Source organism: Sagittula sp. (assembly GCF_052825245.1).
The window spans coordinates 35,508-51,431 of record NZ_JBRBWD010000045.1 but is presented as its reverse complement, the minus strand read 5'-3'; the positions used below and the strand labels follow the sequence as shown (position 1 = coordinate 51,431).

The 15,924-nt window shown below is 65.0% G+C and carries 14 protein-coding genes; 11 read left to right on the top strand and 3 right to left on the bottom strand.

Features of this window, described 5'->3' with window-relative positions:
• Positions 1 to 59 precede the first annotated feature (59 nt).
• The 4 genes from ACU0DV_RS19780 to ACU0DV_RS19765 are packed head-to-tail and all read left to right on the top strand — an operon-like array spanning position 60 to position 6,310.
• A complete protein-coding gene (locus ACU0DV_RS19780) occupies positions 60 to 1,028 on the top strand; it encodes a carbon-nitrogen hydrolase family protein (protein WP_100928364.1) in 969 nt (322 codons plus the stop codon).
• A 48-nt stretch (positions 1,029 to 1,076) separates the two neighbouring features.
• Positions 1,077 to 3,830 (top strand): aminotransferase class I/II-fold pyridoxal phosphate-dependent enzyme, encoded by a 2,754-nt coding sequence (locus ACU0DV_RS19775; RefSeq protein WP_370312305.1) that lies wholly within the window; start codon positions 1,077 to 1,079, stop codon positions 3,828 to 3,830.
• A gap of 14 nt (positions 3,831 to 3,844) precedes the next feature.
• Positions 3,845 to 5,296 (top strand): biotin carboxylase, encoded by a 1,452-nt coding sequence (locus ACU0DV_RS19770; protein ID WP_446241788.1) that lies wholly within the window; start codon positions 3,845 to 3,847, stop codon positions 5,294 to 5,296.
• Positions 5,297 to 5,308: 12 nt separating this feature from the next.
• Positions 5,309 to 6,310, top strand: a complete 1,002-nt coding sequence (locus ACU0DV_RS19765) for a C45 family autoproteolytic acyltransferase/hydolase (protein WP_283981896.1) — start codon at positions 5,309 to 5,311, stop codon at positions 6,308 to 6,310.
• Positions 6,311 to 6,361: 51 nt separating this feature from the next.
• On the opposite strand, the gene betC is transcribed toward ACU0DV_RS19765, so the two are convergent.
• Entirely contained in the window at positions 6,362 to 7,882 is a 1,521-nt protein-coding gene (gene betC / locus ACU0DV_RS19760; RefSeq protein WP_446241787.1) for a choline-sulfatase, read from the bottom strand.
• A gap of 439 nt (positions 7,883 to 8,321) precedes the next feature.
• Between betC and ACU0DV_RS19755 the strand changes: the two genes are divergently transcribed.
• From ACU0DV_RS19755 to rimO, 3 genes are all read left to right on the top strand, one after another.
• A complete protein-coding gene (locus ACU0DV_RS19755) occupies positions 8,322 to 9,404 on the top strand; it encodes an ATP-binding protein (RefSeq protein WP_446241786.1) in 1,083 nt (360 codons plus the stop codon).
• A 130-nt stretch (positions 9,405 to 9,534) separates the two neighbouring features.
• The gene (locus ACU0DV_RS19750; protein WP_100928358.1) at positions 9,535 to 10,122 is read left to right on the top strand and encodes a GcrA family cell cycle regulator; all 588 of its coding nucleotides are present in this window, start codon (positions 9,535 to 9,537) and stop codon (positions 10,120 to 10,122) included.
• A 109-nt stretch (positions 10,123 to 10,231) separates the two neighbouring features.
• Positions 10,232 to 11,590, top strand: coding sequence for a 30S ribosomal protein S12 methylthiotransferase RimO (gene rimO / locus ACU0DV_RS19745; protein ID WP_446241785.1), 1,359 nt, complete (start codon positions 10,232 to 10,234; stop codon positions 11,588 to 11,590).
• Here rimO and ACU0DV_RS19740 read toward each other — a convergent pair.
• On the bottom strand, positions 11,587 to 12,048 hold the full coding sequence (locus ACU0DV_RS19740) for a hypothetical protein (protein ID WP_100928356.1): 462 nt from the start codon (positions 12,046 to 12,048) through the stop codon (positions 11,587 to 11,589). The two genes, rimO and ACU0DV_RS19740, sit on opposite strands and share 4 nt — an antisense overlap.
• Before the next feature lie 197 nt (positions 12,049 to 12,245).
• On the opposite strand from ACU0DV_RS19740, the gene ACU0DV_RS19735 reads away from it, so the two are divergent.
• The 3 genes from ACU0DV_RS19735 to ACU0DV_RS19725 are packed head-to-tail and all read left to right on the top strand — an operon-like array spanning position 12,246 to position 14,445.
• The gene (locus tag ACU0DV_RS19735) at positions 12,246 to 12,824 is read left to right on the top strand and encodes a thymidine kinase (RefSeq protein WP_283981900.1); all 579 of its coding nucleotides are present in this window, start codon (positions 12,246 to 12,248) and stop codon (positions 12,822 to 12,824) included.
• A 2-nt stretch (positions 12,825 to 12,826) separates the two neighbouring features.
• Positions 12,827 to 13,978: a benzoate/H(+) symporter BenE family transporter gene (locus tag ACU0DV_RS19730; protein WP_446241784.1), complete on the top strand. Its 1,152-nt coding sequence runs from the start codon at positions 12,827 to 12,829 to the stop codon at positions 13,976 to 13,978.
• Positions 13,975 to 14,445 carry a GNAT family N-acetyltransferase gene (locus ACU0DV_RS19725; protein WP_446241783.1) on the top strand — a complete coding sequence of 157 codons (471 nt, stop codon included), beginning with the start codon at positions 13,975 to 13,977 and terminating at the stop codon, positions 14,443 to 14,445. Before ACU0DV_RS19730 ends, ACU0DV_RS19725 begins: the two co-directional genes overlap by 4 nt.
• On the opposite strand, the gene ACU0DV_RS19720 is transcribed toward ACU0DV_RS19725, so the two are convergent.
• Positions 14,409 to 15,527, bottom strand: a complete 1,119-nt coding sequence (locus ACU0DV_RS19720) for a beta-ketoacyl-ACP synthase III (RefSeq protein WP_446241782.1) — start codon at positions 15,525 to 15,527, stop codon at positions 14,409 to 14,411. The two genes, ACU0DV_RS19725 and ACU0DV_RS19720, sit on opposite strands and share 37 nt — an antisense overlap.
• Before the next feature lie 122 nt (positions 15,528 to 15,649).
• Here ACU0DV_RS19720 and ACU0DV_RS19715 point away from each other — a divergent pair, with 122 nt between their 5' ends.
• Positions 15,650 to 15,895 carry a hypothetical protein gene (locus ACU0DV_RS19715; protein ID WP_446241781.1) on the top strand — a complete coding sequence of 82 codons (246 nt, stop codon included), beginning with the start codon at positions 15,650 to 15,652 and terminating at the stop codon, positions 15,893 to 15,895.
• Positions 15,896 to 15,924: the final 29 nt, after the last annotated feature.

The following is a 15,924-nucleotide window of genomic DNA, read 5'->3' as shown; positions in this document are numbered from 1 at the left end:
CAAAGGCCTGTCCGCTCCGGGGGGTGCGGTCGGCCACACCAATTGGAGATTGTCCGTCTATGACACCCTTCGCCATCGCGGGCGTGCAGATGCACGTTGCGGCCCTGCATTCCAACGTAGAAGGCATGCGCCACAGGATCGAAGTTCTGATGGCCCGCTTTCCCTGGACGCAGATGGTCCTGTTTTCCGAGCTGGCGCCCTACGGTCCCCTGGATCGTTTCGCCCTGCCTTTCCCCAACGACGCCCTGCAGCAGTTCCAGGACGATGCCCGCCGCTACGGGATCTGGCTGATCCCCGGCTCCATGTTCGAGCGCACGGAGGACGGTCGCATCTTCAATACCTCGGTGGTCATCAACCCCGACGGCGACATCGTGGCCAAGTATTCGAAGATGTTCCCGTTCCGCCCGTATGAGGCGGGCATCTCTGCCGGGACCAACTTCTGTGTCTTCGATGTGCCCGAAGTGGGCCGCTTCGGTCTGTCGATCTGCTATGACATCTGGTTCCCCGAAACCACCCGCCAGCTGACCAGCCAGGGCGTTGAGGTGCTGCTGCACCCCGTGCTGACCGGCACAACGGACCGCGACGCGGAGCTGGCCATCGCCCGCGCAACCGCTGCGCAGTTCCAGTGTTACGTCTTCGACGTGAACGGGCTGGCCGCGGGCGGTGTGGGGCGTTCGCTTGTCGTCGACCCGTCGGCCACCGTGCTGCACCAGTCGGCAGGGCAGGAGGATATGTTCCCGATCGAAGTCGACCTGGAGCAGGTCCGCCGCCAGCGCGAGACCGGCCTGAAGGGGCTGGGGCAGGTGCTGAAGAGCTTCCGCGACCGCGAGGCCGACTTCACGGTCTACGACCGCGCCAGCGGTGCCGACGCCTACCTCAACACGCTCGGCCCGCTGGAGATGCCCCGGCAGGGCGCCACGCGGGGCCTGAGGACATCGGATCCCCGCACGGCTCTCGGACACTCCGAGCGCCCTGACATACCGCCCCAGAACATCTCGGTGTTCCACGGCAAGACCGGATCGGAGTGATCCGGAGACGCCGTGGACGCAGCGGACGCGTAAGAAGAGGAGCTTGCGATGAACTCTCAACCCGGCGACAGATCGCTTCCGTCGATCAACGAATACTACAGCGCGACCCAGCTTCGATCCGACAGGTGGAGCGCGCTGAGGGAAGCCGCCGAGGGGTTGTCGCGCGAAGGCTCGGAGGGGCGCAAGGGCAAGAAACTGCTCCAGACCGCCGAGCACCTCTTCGACTCGCTCGAAGTGATCGAGGCCTACTGGGCCTTTCCCGGGGCCAGCAGCTTTGCGCATCTGCGCAGGCTGCTGAACCACGCCAACTACGATGAGTTACTGACGGCGGTGCGCCGGGTGGCGCGGGCCCTCGCCTCCGGGGCCTACCGCCGCCGCACGGTGCCCTTGTCGTCGGACGAGCTCGACAACGAGGACTACGAGGACGAGGCGGCCCTTTCGCCAGAGGCGCGCGCGCTGGGGCGTCCCTATTTCGAGGTGTTGATCGTCGACGACGTCAGCGAACAGCAGGAGCGTTTCCTACGCCACAGCCTGTTGCGGATGCGCCGGTCCGAAGACCCCTTCATCTACGAACCCGTCGTGGTGCCCTCCATCGAGGACGCGCTGATCGGCATCCTGTTCAATCACAACGTCCAGGCGGTGGTGGTGCGGCCCGGATTGACCCTTAAGTCGCGCAACGACCTGCCGATCCTGTCGCGTTACCTGAAGCGCGTAGGCGATCCGGAAGACGTCGAGGCTATCCAGCCTCACGAATACGGCCCCGAAGCCTGCCGCCTGATCGCGCGGGTCCGTCCGGAGCTGGACGCCTACCTGATCACCGACCGCTCGGCGGAGGACGTTGCCGGCCTCGACCTCGGTATCTGCCGGCGGGTCTTCTACAATCAGGAAGACTTCCTCGAATTGCACCTGAACATCCTGCGCGGCGTGAACCGGCGCTACAAGACGCCGTTCTTCACCGCGCTGAAGGAGTATTCCAAGCAACCGACCGGCGTCTTCCACGCCATGCCGATCAGCCGGGGCAAGTCGATCAGCCGCTCGCACTGGATCCAGGACATGGGCGCTTTCTATGGCCCCAACATCTTCCTTGCGGAAACCTCAGCAACCTCCGGCGGTCTCGACAGCCTGCTGGAGCCGCGCGGGCCGATCAAGGAAGCGCAGGACATGGCGGCGCGGGCGTTCGGCGCCAAGCACACGTATTTTGCCACCAACGGCACCTCGACCTGCAACAAGATCGTCACGCAGGCGGTGGTCAGGCCGGGGGACATCGTGCTGGTGGACCGCGACTGCCACAAGTCGCACCACTACGGCATGGTGCTGGCCGGGGCGAACGTCGTCTACATGGACAGCTATCCGCTGCACCAGTATTCGATGTACGGGGCGGTGCCGCTGACCGAGATCAAGCATCACCTGCTGAAGCTCAAGGCCGCGGGCAAGCTCGACCGCGTGCGCATGATCACCCTGACGAACTGCACCTTCGACGGCCTCGTGTACAACGTGCAGCGGGTCATGGAGGAATGCCTCGCCATCAAGAAGGACCTCGTCTTCCTCTGGGACGAGGCGTGGTTCGGTTTCGCCCGGTTCGAGCCGACCTACCGCCAGCGCACCGCCATGGCGACCGCCAACACCCTGCGCCAGAAGCTGAAGGAGCCGGAGACCGCCGCCGCCTGGGAAGCGCAGCAGGCCAAGCTGGCCGATGCCGGCGAGGAAGAGTGGCTGAACACACGGCTTGTCCCGCCGCCGGATGCGCGCGTCCGCGTCTACGCGACGCAATCGACGCACAAGACGCTGACCGCGCTGCGGCAGGGATCGATGATCCACGTCAACGATCAGGACTTCAAGGGCGAGGTCGAGCAGGCCTTCCACGAAGCCTTCATGACGCACACCTCGACCTCTCCCAACTACCAGATCATCGCGTCGCTCGACGTGGGGCGAAGGCAGGTGGAGCTGGAAGGATTCGAATTCGTGCAGCGGCAGGTCGAAAGCGCCATGTCGATCCGGCGCGCGGTATCGACCCATCCCCTGCTGGGAAAATACTTCAAGGTTCTGACCATCGCCGATGTGGTGCCAGAGACGTACCGGGCCAGCGAGTCGACGCATTACTACGACCCGCAGCAGGGTTGGACCGACAAGTGGGCGATGTGGGCAGAGGACGAATTTGTCCTCGATCCCACGCGGATCACGCTGGCGGTGGGCGGCACCGGCTGGGACGGCGACACCTTCAAGACCAAGATCCTGATGGACAAGTACGGGATCCAGATCAACAAGACCTCGCGCAACTCCGTGCTGTTCATGACGAACATCGGCACGACGCGGTCTTCGGTCGCCTACCTGATCGAGGTTCTGGTCGAGATTGCCAACGAGCTGGACGAACTGCTGGACGACGCCTCCAAGATGGAGCGGAGGTCGTTCGAGAACCGCGTCGCCGCACTGGTGGAACACGTCCCGCCGCTGCCCGATTTCAGCCGGTTCCACGATGCCTTCCGCGCCGACGGCGACACGCCCGAGGGCGATATCCGGACGGCCTACTTCTTGGCCTACGACGAGGACAACTGCGACTATCTCGCGCTGGACGATACATTGATGGAGCGGCTCGACAGCGGCGAAGAGCTCGTGTCGACGAGTTTCATCATCCCCTATCCGCCGGGCTTTCCGATCCTCGTGCCGGGGCAGGTGATCAGTCCTGAAATCCTGAAATTCATGCGCGCGCTCGATGTCAGCGAAATCCACGGATACCGGGCCGATCTCGGCCTGCGCGTGTTTACGAAGGCCGCGCTCGACGACGTGCTGACCAAGAAATCCTGAGGGAGGTGAACCAGATGACCAAGAAAACGCTCAAGAACATTTCGGAGATCCGCCGGTATTTCCACACCAACAAGGATCCGATCTATTTCGTGTCCGCGACAAACTTCAACCTGCTCGGGCTCGACGAATGGGTGAAGAATTTCAAGTACATCTGCTACATGGACTGCTTCGACGGTCGGCATCCGAACGTCTTCGTGCCCTCCGAGATGCCGCACGACGAATTCCAGTCCATCGAGGACATCAACAACTACCTCCTCCAGCATAAGGAAGTGGTCGACCTGGTGAAGTCGCGCGGCGGCAAGCCGAAGTTCGTCTTCCTGATGTTCGACGAAAAGACGGAGAAGCTGGCCAAGGACCTGGGCGGCGAGGTCTGGTTCCCCAAGGCAAAGCTGCGCACGGCGATGGACAACAAGATCGAGACCGTCCGCGTCGGCAACAAGGCGGACGTGCCCTCTGTGCCCAACACCCTGTCGGAGGTGAAGGACTACGCGCATTTGCAGGAGATCTGCAAGAAGGCCGGGCTGGGCGACGACCTCGTGCTGCAGTCTGCCTTCGGTGACAGCGGGCACACCACCTTCTTCATCAAGTCCGAGGCCGATTTCCGCAAGTACGAGCACGACATCGTCGGCGAGGGCGAGATCAAGATCATGAAGCGCATCGATTGCCGAGGTTCGGCGATCGAGGCGTGCGCGACCTCGCAGGGCACCATCGTCGGCCCGCTGATGACCGAACTCGTGGGTTTCAAGGAGCTGACACCATATCGTGGGGGCTGGTGTGGGAACGAGATCTTCTCCACCGCGTTCAGTCCCAAGCAGCGTCAGAAGGCGCGTGCGCTTACCTTCCAGTTCGGCGAACAGCTTCGCAAGGAAGGTTACCGGGGGTACTTCGAGCTGGACTTCCTCATCGACAAGAAGAACGACGACATCTGGCTGGGCGAGCTGAACCCGCGCATCACCGGCGCGTCGTCGATGACGAACCACGCCGCGTTTGCCCATGCCGACGCGCCGCTCTTCCTGTTCCACCTGCTCGAATTCTCGAAGAAGCCGTTCCAACTCGATGTGGATGAACTGAACGCCCGCTGGGCCGATCCCGACATGATCGACTCATGGAGCCAGATGGTCATCAAGCACACCGAGGACAGCGTCGACATCATCACCGAGGCGCCGCAGTCCGGCATCTACCGAATGAAAGAGGACGGCACGGTGGAATTCGACCGGTTCGACTATCACCGCCGCGCCGTGGAGACCGAGAACGAGGCTTTCTTCCTCCGCATCTCCAACGTCGGCGACTACCGTTACGAAGGCGCCGATCTGGGCATCCTCGTCACCCGTGGCCGGTCCATGACGCAGGGTTTCCAATTGACCGACAAGTCCAAGCGCTGGATTGACGGCATCAAGGCCAGCTACAAGGCACGGGCTCTGCCCTCGGCTCAGGCGTTCGAGGATCCGGCCTTCAAGATCATGTAAGGTTTCCAGGAAATGCTTTTCCGCGCCATCCATGAAGATGAGCCCGGGCCGAAATGGTCCGGGCTTTTCTCGGAATACCGCAACGCCTACCTGACTTGGTGGGCGCGCGAAGGCGTGGCCGTGCGTCCGACCTACATGGAAGGTCTGAACGCCATGCGGACCCACATGCCGGAGATCGTGCCGCTCTACGAGCAACTGGTCGAGCTGGCCGGCGGTGGCGACCGTGACGCGCGGTTTCTCAGTTTCTATTGTCCGCCGCGCTACCTGACGGGCTGCAGTCAGGCGATCTGGCCGGGCGACAAACCCTTGATGGTTCGCAACTACGACTACAATCCGCATGCGGTCGATGCCGTGCTGTTGCGGACACGCTGGCAGGGGCGCCGCGTGATCGGCATGTCCGACGGGCTGTTCGGGCTGGTCGACGGCATGAACGAGGACGGGCTTGCGGTGTCGCTGACCTTCGGCGGGCGGCGCGAGGCCGGTGTGGGCTTCGGGGTGCCGCTTCTGCTGCGCTACATCCTGCAGACCTGCACCACGGTCCCCGAAGCGATCGACGTGCTCGCCCGGGTGCCCAGCCACATGAGCTACAACGTAACCGTCCTGGATGCGAAGCGGCGGTTCGCGACGGCTTATCTGGCACCGGACCGCGCCCCTCAGATCACCCATGCAGCGGTCGCCACCAACCACCAGGAACGTGTCGAGTGGCGCAGCCACGCGCGGCTGACCGCGACGGTCGAGCGCGAACGCTATCTGCTGCAACGCCTGACGCTGCATCCGGAGCCGGAAGACAAGTTCATCCGCGCCTTCCTGCGGCCACCGCTCTATTCGCTGGCCTTCGACCGGGGGTTTGGCACGCTCTACACCGCTGCCTACAGACCCCGGACAGGGCGGGTCGAGATCTTCTGGCCCGGCAGGCAATGGTCCAAGAGCTTCGACGCCTTCGAAGAGGACTCCATGACCATTGCGTATCCGCAGGTCACAACGGCGCCCGCACACTACCCGGGCGGCGCATAGGCTGTACGGCAGGCCCGCCGCGCCGGGCGGCAGACCTGCCCACGCTCCGCCTCAGAGTGGCGGGAAACGGTAGCGGTTGTTGGCGACGGCCCAGTCCATGTGATTGCGCACGTATTCCTGCGTGGCATCGCGCGGCGGGTTGTAGTCCCAGTGCTCGCCCGCCCCGGCCTCCATCGCGGCGTGCAGGGCGCGCCTGGACCTCTGGGTGCGCATCACGTTTTCCCGCAGCGTGGCACTGTCCCAGCGCTCGGCGACCTCTGCGGCAAAGGCGGCTGCCGCGTCGGCATAGGCCGGGTCGGTCGCGACGTTCACCTTCTCCAACGGGTCCTTCGACAGGTCGTAAAGCTGCGCAGGATCGGGATCGCAGTGGATGTATTTCAGTGGCCCGCGCCGGATCATGAACACCGGCCACGGCGTCATCTCGGCACAGTATTCGCCGATCACGAGGTCGACCGGATCGCTTTCGCCGCGTGCCAGCGGCATCAGCGACCGCCCATCGACGGGTTCGCCCAGCATCGACATGTCCCCGCCGCCCGCCTCGATGAAGGTCGGCAGCAGGTCGATCAGCGAACAGGCATTTGCAGCGGTGCCTTGCGCCACGCCCGGCCCCGTCATGATCATCGGGATGCGGGCCGAGTGCTCGAAGAAGTTCATCTTGAACCACAATCCGCGCTCGCCCAGCATGTCGCCATGGTCGGCGGTGACGATCAGCAGCGTGTTGTCCAGTTCGCCGATGTCCTCCAGCGTCTTCACCAGCGCGCCGACCTTGCTGTCGAAATAGCTGACGTTGGCCAGATAGGCGCGGCGCGCGCGGTGGACCTCTTCGTCGGTGAGGGGGATGTAGCTCGCCTCGATCCCGTCCATCACGCGGCGCGACCCGGGGTCCTGCTCCTCCGGTGACAGCGGATATTCCGGCATGTCGACCTCGTCGTCGGAGTACAGGTCCCACCATTCCGGTTTCGCGACGTAGGGGTCGTGCGGGTGGATGAAGCTGGCGACCAAGCAGAAGGGCGACTTGTCCCCGGCGGCCCGGTCCCGTCCGCGGTCGATCAGCCAGCGTCGGGCGGCGAATTCCACCTCGTCGTCGTAGTCGGTCTGGTAGGTGGCGACGGCGACGCCGCTTTCCTTGACCGTCTGCATGTTGTGATACCACTTGTCGATGCGCTCGTCCGCGGCCTCCCAGTCGGGCGTCCAGGCGAAATCGGCCGGATAGATGTCCGTGGTCACGCGGTCCTGGAAACCATGCTTCTGGTCGGGGCCGACGAAGTGCATCTTGCCGGACAGGCAGGTGCGGTATCCCAGCGCCTTCAGGTAGTGCGCAAAGGTCGGCACGGAGGCGCGGAATTCGCAGGCGTTGTCGAAGGCCGCGATCCTGCTGATGAGCTGGCCGGACATGAAGGCAAAGCGCGACGGCGCGCAGAGCGGCGAGTTGCAGTAGGCCGCGTCGAAACGCATGCCGCGCGCGGCGAGGGCGTCGATGTTCGGCGTCTTTGCCGACCTGTGGCCGTAGGCGCCAAGGAAATGCGGCGCAAGCTGATCGGCCATGATCACGACGATATTGGGACGGGTCACGTGTTTTCTCCGGAATGAAAGGGCAGACGACGGGTTCAGCCCCGGTGCGGGGGAGGCTGGTACTGCATGCTTTTCCGGTGACGCGGTTTCATGCGCACATCATTGCACCACGCAGGGCCGAACCGCCAAGCGGAAAGCGAGGCCGGTATGCCGGAGGGCCGCGGATAACCATTTGGTAATCGTCCTCTGGCTACAAAAGTCGAAGGCGACCTGGCGCGGTTTCGCGACACCGTCCCTGGTTGGACGGCCCGGCGTCCATGTGCCGGTCCGATTGTACCGGCTTTCGTACCAAGTGAGGGAGGATCCACTGGCCCATGCCTTGCGCCGCGCACCGCCAACGCATCGGTCATGTATTGGTCAGGCTGCCGCATGGCCCGCGGCCATGACGCGGATCCTTGTCGTCGGCAGGACCGACGCCCGACGGTCTCAGGTGGCCGGAATGCTGAAAGAAGGGGCACCGACGCCGGATCTGGAATTCGCCACCGACGGCCCCGCCTGCCTGCAGCGGATCGGCGAATTGCCCCGCGTCGATTGCGTGATCCTCGTCCCCGACAGCGACGATCCGCACTGGCCGGAACTGGTCAGCCAGATCGCGGGTACGCGCCCGTTGACGGCGGTGATTTATATCGCCGCCCTCGTGGACGAAGGGGTAGCGGTCGACGTGATGAAACGGGGGGCGCAGGACTACTGCGTGCTGACGAAGATCACGACAGGGGGGCTGGCCCGCGCCGTGGCGAATGCCGTCCAGCGGACGGACATGGCGCGCAGGATCGAAGACCAGCAATACAGCCTGCGAACCTTCGCGCATGTCCTTGTTCACGACCTTCGCGCGCCGCTGCGCTCGGTTGGCGGCGGTATCGAGATGCTGATCGAGGATCTGCCGCAGGCGCAACGGCAGAACCATGCCGAGGTCCTGGAATTCATCCGGGGCGGCGCGTTGAGAATGGAGCGGCTGATCATGTCGCTTTACGGGCTCTGCAAGGCAGAGAGCGAGCCGCGGCAACGACCCGTCAACCTCGCCGACCTCGTGGCGGAGCTGGCGCAGGCGCTGCGCGCGGACCTGAGGGAGCGGGAGGCAGAACTCATCCTCGTCGGCGAGCCTCCCCGCGTCCAGGCCGATCCGGTCCTGCTCCTGCAATTGCTTCAGAACCTCGTCGCGAACGGGGTCAAGTTCAACCGCGCCGCGCGACCCCGGGTCGAGATCGCCGGCACGACGACAACCTTCGGCTGGCGGATCGAGGTGGCGGACAACGGCATAGGCATCGCGGAGGAGCACCGGACGCGCATCTTCGAACCCTTCGCGCGGCTCCATGCAGAAGATGAGTTCCCGGGCAGCGGGCTGGGGCTGGCGACGTGCAGCCGCATCGCCGCGCGCCACGGCGGCCATCTGGGCTGCACCTCCGTGCCGGGGGAGGGCGCGCGCTTCATCCTCGATCTGCCGCGCTTCGACGGGGAGGGCAGTCAGCGGCAGGTGACGCAGCCGCTTTCAGTGAGGGGAAACGTGGCCGACGTGCTGCGCTGACCGGCGGGCAGAGGCCCAGGAGAATCGCACCGCCTTGTAACTTTGGGCGTGATGATTAGAATATCGTCTCAACGAATAGACCGTCAGGCGGCCCGGACAAGCGCGGCCGCTTTTTCAATAGGAAGCTCCGATGTCGTGGACAGATGAACGCGTGGAAATGCTCAAGAAGATGTGGTCGGAGGGTCAGTCGGCCAGCCAGATCGCAAAGGAGCTGGGCGGCGTGACCCGCAACGCGGTGATCGGGAAGGTGCATCGCCTCGGGCTGTCGAACCGGGCCGGCAGCGCGCCCGCCCCGGCAGAGGCAAAACCGGAAGTCAAGCCGCAGGCCGCCAAGCCGAAACCGGCACCGAAGCCCGCCGCGGCCCCCGAAGCCAAACCGGCAGAACCCGCGCCCGCACCGGCCGCCGCGGCAGCACCAGCCCCGCAGTCCCCGGCGCGCAAGCAGATCATTCCGGCGGGCCAGCCTCTTCCGCCGCAGCCTTCGACGAACGAGATCAGCCCCGAGGCGCTGGCGAAAGTCAACGAAGTGGAAAAGAAGGCGAAGAAGCTGACCCTGATGGAATTGACCGAACGGACCTGCAAGTGGCCCGTCGGCGATCCCGCCACGGAGGACTTCTGGTTCTGCGGGCTGCCGGTCCAGCAGGGCAAGCCCTACTGCGAGGCCCATGTCGGCGTCGCCTTCCAGCCGATGAGCGCGCGCCGCGACCGGCGCCGCTGATCCCAACGCAACGGCGGACTGGCGGGAAGGCGCCCGCCATCGCCGTTTGTGTCCGGGGGCGTGACGACCGGGGCTTCACCGGCGGCTAAGGGTGCAGTATAGGCGGCCCATGCAGAATCCCCCCGATCTCCGCCCTGACCTTGCGCGCGCCCGCATCACCGACACCGTCCGCGCCGGCCAGCCGACCATCGGCATGGTCTCCCTCGGCTGTCCGAAGGCGCTGGTGGACAGCGAGCGCATCCTGACGCGCCTGCGCGCCGAGGGCTACGGCATCTCTTCAGACTACGCCGGCGCCGATGCGGTGATCGTGAACACCTGCGGTTTCCTTGACAGCGCCAAGGCCGAAAGCCTCGACGCCATCGGCGAGGCATTGGCTGAAAACGGGCGGGTCATCGTGACCGGCTGCCTTGGCGCGGAACCGGAGTACATCACCGGCGCGCATCCGAAGGTTCTGGCGGTCACCGGACCGCATCAGTACGAGCAGGTGCTGGACGCCGTGCATGGCGCGGTGCCGCCGTCGCCCGATCCCTTCATCGATCTTCTGCCGGCCAGCGGCGTGTCCCTGACGCCGAGGCATTACAGCTATCTGAAGATCTCCGAAGGCTGCAATCACAAGTGCCGGTTCTGCATTATTCCCGACATGCGCGGCCGACTGCAAAGCCGTCCCGCCCGCGCCGTCCTGCGCGAGGCGGAAAAGCTGGTTGAGGCCGGTGTGAAGGAACTGCTGGTCATCAGCCAGGACACATCCGCCTACGGAACGGACTGGAAGGACCGCGACGCAAAGTTCCCCTTCGTCGACCTGGCCCGCGACCTGGGCGAGCTGGGCGCGTGGGTGCGGCTGCATTACGTCTATCCCTACCCGCACGTGCGGCAGGTGATCCCGCTGATGGCAGAGGGCAAGGTGCTGCCCTACCTCGACATTCCGTTCCAGCACAGTCACCCGGACACCCTGCGCCGCATGGCCCGGCCCGCCGCCGCCGAGCGTACGCTGGACGAGATCGCTGCGTGGCGGTCGGATTGCCCTGACATCGCGCTCCGCTCCACCTTCATCGTGGGTTACCCCGGAGAGACGGAGGCGGAGTTCCAGCACCTTCTGGACTGGATGGACGAGGCGCAACTCGACCGCGTGGGCTGCTTCCAGTACGAGAACGTCGCCGGTGCGCGCTCCAACACGCTGCCGGATCACGTCCCGGACGAGGTGAAGGCCGAACGCTGGGCGCGCTTCATGGAAAAAGCGCAGGCGATCTCGGAGGCCAAGCTGGCCGCGAAGGTCGGTCGACGCATGGATGTCATCGTCGACGACGTGGACGAGGACGGCATCGCCACCTGCCGGACCAAGGCGGACGCGCCGGAGATCGACGGCAACCTGTTTATCGACGAAGGCGCGGAGGCATTGCAGCCGGGTCAGATCGTGACCGTCGAGGTCGACGAGGCCGGGGAATACGACCTCTGGGGACGGCTGGCCTAGCGGGCTGTCTCGTCCTCGAGGTGCATCTTGATGTCGATCAGCACCTTCTGGATCTCCAGGGTTTCCTTCAGCATCCGCTTGGCTTCGTTGACGGAGATGTCTCCGTCGACCATTGACGTGTGATATTCGGCCATCAGCATGGCGAACCGTTGCGACAGGGCGATCACGTCGGAATTCATCCCACCCGGCGACCGCGTGTTGCGGCGGTCCTCGTCGAAGTGCAGCGTTATGCCCTTCAGCTCTGCCAGCGCGGCGGTGACATGCGGGTAGGAGGCCTTCTCTTCCAGCGCGGCGACAACGTCCACCGGCATGAAGCGGTCCGCATGTTCGACATGATCGGAATAATACCGGCCCAGCGTCGCCTTCGACTTGCCTGACAGCGCACAGGCCGTCTCGATCCCGACGTCCTTCACCAAGGCTTCGCTGTGCTTCTTCAGGTAGTTTCCGACGTTCGCCATCGTGATCCTCTCGGCAGGTGCGCCTGCGTCCGGGGCGGCGCGTTGCAGTCCCAATACCCGCGGAGCGCGCCGCCGTCATGGCAAAATCAACCCGCCGGCAACAGCACGCTCACGCCCGCGCCGGGCTGTCCTGCGTTCCGGCGGTGACGTTTCGAGGCACTCTTGCCTCTCCCGGGCGGCTGACGCAAAAGCGGGTCATGGCCAAGCTGCACTTCCATTACTCGACCATGAACGCGGGCAAGTCGACGCTGCTTCTGCAGGCGGCGCACAACTACAATGAACGCGGGATGGAGACTTACCTGATGATCGCCGCCTTCGACGACCGCGCCGGCAAGGGGAGGATCGGATCGCGGATCGGCCTCGCGCGGGAAGCGGATGTCTTCGGCACCCACTCCGACCTTTTCGAGATGATCGAGGCGCGGCGGGCGAAGGGCGATGTGGCCTGCATCTTCGTCGACGAGGCGCAGTTCATGACGACCGAACAGGTCTGGCAGCTGGCCCGAGTGGTCGACGATCTCGACGTTCCCGTGATGGCCTATGGCCTGCGGGTGGATTTCCGCGGCGAGCTGTTCCCCGGTTCCGCCGCGCTGCTGGCGCTGGCGGACGTGATGCGGGAGGTCCGGACCATCTGCCACTGCGGCCGCAAGGCGACGATGGTGATCCGGCAGGACGCCGAGGGCCGGGCGCTGCTGGATGGCGCGCAGGTTCAGATCGGCGGCAACGAAGCCTACGTCAGCCTGTGCCGCCGCCACTGGCGACAAGCGGTAGGACGCTAGACATGGGCGGATCACAGGCGTTCACCGCGGGTCTGGTGGTGGCGATTGTCGGTTTCTTCTCGTCGTTCCCGATCTTCCTCGCAGGGGTCGAGGCCATGGGCGCAACACAGGCGCAGGCCTCCTCCGCCTTGATGGCCGGTGCGCTGGCGATGGGGCTTGCCGGAATCGTTCTGGCGCTGTGGACCAAGACGCCCGCGTCCTGTGCGTGGTCGACCCCGGGGGCGGCACTGCTTGCGGCCTCCGCTGCGGACCCGCAGGGCTTTTCCGGTGCGGTCGGGGCCTTTGCCTTGGCAGGTGCGCTGACGGTCGTCGCGGGGTTCTGGAAACCGCTGGTGCGGCTGGCGCAAAGCGTACCCGGCCCGATCACGCAAGCGATGCTGGCCGGGGTGCTGCTGCCCATCTGCTTCACCCCCATCCGCGCGGTGGCCGAGGCGCCGGCGGTGGCCCTTCCGATCCTTCTGACGTGGTTCGTGGCGACCCGCATCCGGCGGCTCTTTGCGGTGCCTGCCGCGGTGCTCGTCACTTTCGGGCTGGTCATCTGGCACAACGGCACGCTGCCCCTGCCGGATCACGCCCTGACCGCGCCGGTCTGGGTGATGCCCACGCTGTCCCTGCAAGGGGTGATCGGCCTGGCCGTGCCGCTGTTCATCGTGACCATGGCGACGCAGAACATGCCGGGCGTTGCGGTGCTCCGCACCAATGGGTTCACGCCTCCGCCCGGTCCGATGTTCGCCACGGTCGGCGCGATCTCGATCCTGTCGGCGCCTTTCGGTGCGGTGCAGACCAACCTCGCCGCCATCACCGCAGCCATGTGTTCGGACGAGCACGCCCATCCTGACCACGCGAAGCGCTATTGGGCGGCTGTCTGGGCCGGTGTCTTCTACTGCGTATTCGGTATCTTCGCGGCGCTTGTGACCTTCGTCGCCGCCGCCGCCCCGCCTTTCGCCATGGCAACGCTGGCGGGTGTGGCGCTGTTCGGTGTGTTCATGACGTCGATGACCGGCGCGCTCCGGGCGGACGAGACCCGCGAAGCGGCGGTGCTGACCTTCATCGTGACCGCGTCGGGCCTGACGCTCTTCGGGATTGGCGGCGCGGTCTGGGGGCTGCTGGTCGGCGGGATCGTACACCTTCTGAACATGCGGGGCGGCAAATGATACGGCAGGCGAAACCGGACGACGCGGCAGCCATCCGGGAGATCGCCGAGGCGTCTTACGCGCGGTACGTGCCGCGCATCGGGCGCCGCCCGGCGCCGATGGATGCGGATGTCGACGCCCAGATCGGGCAGGGTGTCCTATACGTCTACGACGACGGGAAACCGTTGGGGTACATCGCCTTCTGGCCCGAGGGCGGGGCGATGGTTCTCGATGCCGTGGGTGTGGCACCGGAGGCGTCGGGACGTGGCATCGGCAAGGCGCTGATCGGCTTCTGCGAGGGGGAAGCGGCCCGGCTGGGACTTGAGCGGATCAGCCTCTACACCAATGCGAAGATGACGGAGAACCTATCCATGTATCCGCACTTCGGCTACGTCGAGACGCATCGTATGGTGCAGGACGGGTTCGACCGGGTGTTCTTCGAAAAGCCGGTTCAGCCGCGCTCCACCAGCACCGACCCCACTGAGTAGCCCGCGCCGAAAGAGCAGATCACGCCCCTGTCCCCGGGCGCGAGATCGCCGGAGTTCTTGGAGAACGCGATGATCGACCCGGCGGAGGAGGTATTGGCGTAGTCCTGAAGGATGTTCGGCTGTTCGCCTTCTTCGGGCATGCGGCCCAACACCTTCTTTCCGATGAAATCGTTCATCGTCTTGTTGGCCTGATGCAGCCAGAGACGCTTCAGCCCGTCTGCTTCCCAGCCCTCTGCCTCCATGTGGCCGAGGATATGCGCGGAGACCAGCGGCAGCACCTCCTTGAAGACCTTCCGGCCGTTCTGCATGAACTGCATGTCGCGGCGGTCTTCCATCTGGTCGTGCGTCCGGCGCAAGAAGCCATTGTTGTTGCGGATATTGTTTGAGAACTGCGTCGCGCAGCGGGTGGAGACGATGTCGAACCGCGCGCCCTGTGCGTCTTCGGCACGTTCGATCAGAACGGCGGTGCACACGTCGCCGAAGATGAAGTGGCAGTCGCGGTCGCGCCATTCGAGGTGGCCGGAGCAGATCTCCGGATTGACCACGAGCGCGCGCCGCACGCTGCCCGACCGGATCATGTCCGCCGCCGCCTGGATGCCGAAGGTGGCGGAGGAACAGGCGACGTTCATGTCGAAGGCAAAGCCCTGCGCGCCCAGCAGTTGCTGTATCTCGATCGCGATGGCGGGATAGGCGCGTTCGTGGTTCGACGCAGCGCAGATCACCAGATCGACGTCCGCACCGTCCCGGCCCGCCATGGCCAGTGCCTTGCCGCAGGCGTCGACCGCCATTTCCGCCATGATGGACGGTGCCTCGTCCGGGCGGGCGGGCAGATGGGGAAACATGCGTTCGGGATCGAGCACACCGGACTTGTCCATCACGTACCGCCGTTCGATGCCGGAAGCGGAGAAGATGAAGTCGGAGCTGGAATGATCCATCGCCTGCACCTTGCCTTCGGCGATCTCGTCGGCGTGCCGTTCGTTCCACAGATCGGCATAGGCATTGAACGCCGCCACCAGTTCGTCGTTGGTGATGTTCTCGGTCGGGGTGAATACCCCGTGCCCCGTGATGGCGGGTCTGAACATGGTCTCCTCCTGCGTTTGCGCCAGCATCCGCACGGCACGGGGGGTGTCAAGCGGGGCGTGGCGGAACCTGCGTTCGTCTCGCACGTTTTCCATATGAGGGACGACCCGAAAGGAGCAACGACATGGACCGCTTGGCGTATTTCATCGCGCACATGGCCGGGGCCAGCATCGCAGGCGCCGCGCTGATCGTCTTCTTCATCTTCGGCTGGTACAGTTGGTGGGCAGTGGCCACCGCCGGAGTCATTGGCCTTGCTCTGGCCTGGCCGGTGGGCAAGCTGATCTCTGTCCGGATCAAGAAGGACGACCCAAACTGGAACTACTCCGGCGGGATGGGCATCGTGCCCGATCCCAAGGCGCCGGAACTCTGAAGCCGGAACTATGACAATGCGACGTCCGG